General features: G+C 59.8%; 1 protein-coding gene. It reads right to left on the bottom strand.

Going from position 1 to position 1,609, the window contains the following annotated elements; all coding sequences use genetic code 11:
* Positions 1 to 161 precede the first annotated feature (161 nt).
* Positions 162 to 1,502: an IS1380 family transposase gene (locus HHL08_RS25230; protein WP_043155119.1), complete on the bottom strand. Its 1,341-nt coding sequence runs from the start codon at positions 1,500 to 1,502 to the stop codon at positions 162 to 164.
* Between the last annotated feature and the right edge of the window lie 107 nt (positions 1,503 to 1,609).

Genomic DNA, 1,609 nt, shown 5'->3' on the forward strand with positions numbered 1-1,609 from the left:
TAGCCCGTATAATTCATCGCGTTGTTGATCGGGCGTCAGGATTTCGGTTTTTGGTTGGAGGCAGGCGCGGTGCATCACTCCCGGGGATGAGCCGAAGGTCGGGTATGTTGAGGCTTGCGGGTTGAAGGGACGGGTTTGGTTTTTGGGGCCAGGCCCGTTGTTCAGGTAACGAGGCGAGGGATACGATCGAGGGCGACCCGGACGATCTGCTGGTTGGGACAGGCGGTGGGCCATTGGACGCGGATCAAGGTCTTCATTTCGACGACACGGGCAGCGATCTTGATGAGGTGCAGGCGCAAGGTATCGAACTGGACAGTGCGCCATATTGAGCGTTTCGGCATGGCGGTGCGCAGACCCCACATAAGCCAGTAGGCACCGGCATGAAGGAACAGCCGCAACTGGTTGGCCGTGGCCTTTGTGCAGGATGTACGGTCTGCGGCGAGATGGGTTTTCCACGACTTGATGTGATTTTCCGCCTGCCCCCGCCGGCAATAGACCTGCTCGTAGAGCCAGCGGGGCGAGCCCTTTTTGAGATTGGTGACGACGAAGCGGGTGTCGGCCCCCTGATCGCCGACTTCGACGCGGGCGATGATCCGCTCGACGCGGCTCCAGCTTTTAGCGCCGTCGTGGAATGCCTTGAAGCGGCGCACCTTGCCATCGTCGGTTGCGGCCTCGAAGCGCGCTTTGGTGCTGGTTTCGAGATCGGTGACATGGCGGCGCAATGTCGAGGTCGGCGCGACGCCCAGGATGAAGTCGTGTCCGCCCGCCCGGCACCAGTCGATGACCTCGGGACAGCAATAATGACTGTCGCCGCGCAGCATGATCTGCGTTCTTGGCCAGTTGGCGCGGATTGCACGCATCAGGCGGCGCAGGAAAGCCCTGATTTCCTTGCCGCCGGGTCGTTTGGCCGGGCGTAGCACGGCAGTGATGAAGCGGCCCTCGCCATCGAACACGACGATGGGTTGGAAGCCATATTCGTCATGATGGGCATTGAATAATCGCAACTGCTGGCCGCCATGCACGGCATCGAATGTGTCATCAATGTCGAGGACAATACGCTTGGGCACGGTGCGGAAGGAATCGCAATACAGATCAACCATCGCCCGGCCCATGCCCAGCAACGCACGCGTATCAGGCAGGTTCTCCAGTCGCGAGATCGTCGGCTGCGAACATAGCGCGCGATCCGAAGGTGCCAGATCAAGGGCCAGCTTGAACATCGGGTCGACGCGCAGACTGGAGGCGTCATTGCCATCCTCGTAACCCGCCGCAATCATCATCAGCCGGAAGCGGATAATGTCGGTAAGGCTGTGGGTGATCAGATCCGGCGCGCGGGGATCTTTGATGCAGGCCGCCATGCGATCCGCAACGCCAAGGCGCTGCTCCACCTCGCGCAACAGCAAAATCCCGCCGTCTGACGATAGCAGACCGCCGTCAAATCTGACGTCCAACCGCTTGCCCGAAACAGGTGACAGACCAGGTAGCGGCAGCGTAGGATCGTCCATGGCGGGTGTAGCTTTCTTGAAATGACGTTGATCGGATTAGACAACCAAATCATACGTTAAATCAGATGCTTACGCTACATCCGCCAACCCCCGATGAATTATACGGG

Source organism: Sphingobium psychrophilum, assembly GCF_012927105.1.
Classification (GTDB): Bacteria; Pseudomonadota; Alphaproteobacteria; order Sphingomonadales; family Sphingomonadaceae; genus Sphingobium; species Sphingobium psychrophilum.

Excerpts from the sequence above, each read along its gene's own strand:
- HHL08_RS25230 (WP_043155119.1), bottom strand. The coding sequence starts at position 1,502 with ATGGACGATCCTACGCTGCCGCTACCTGGTCTGTCACCTGTTTCGGGC.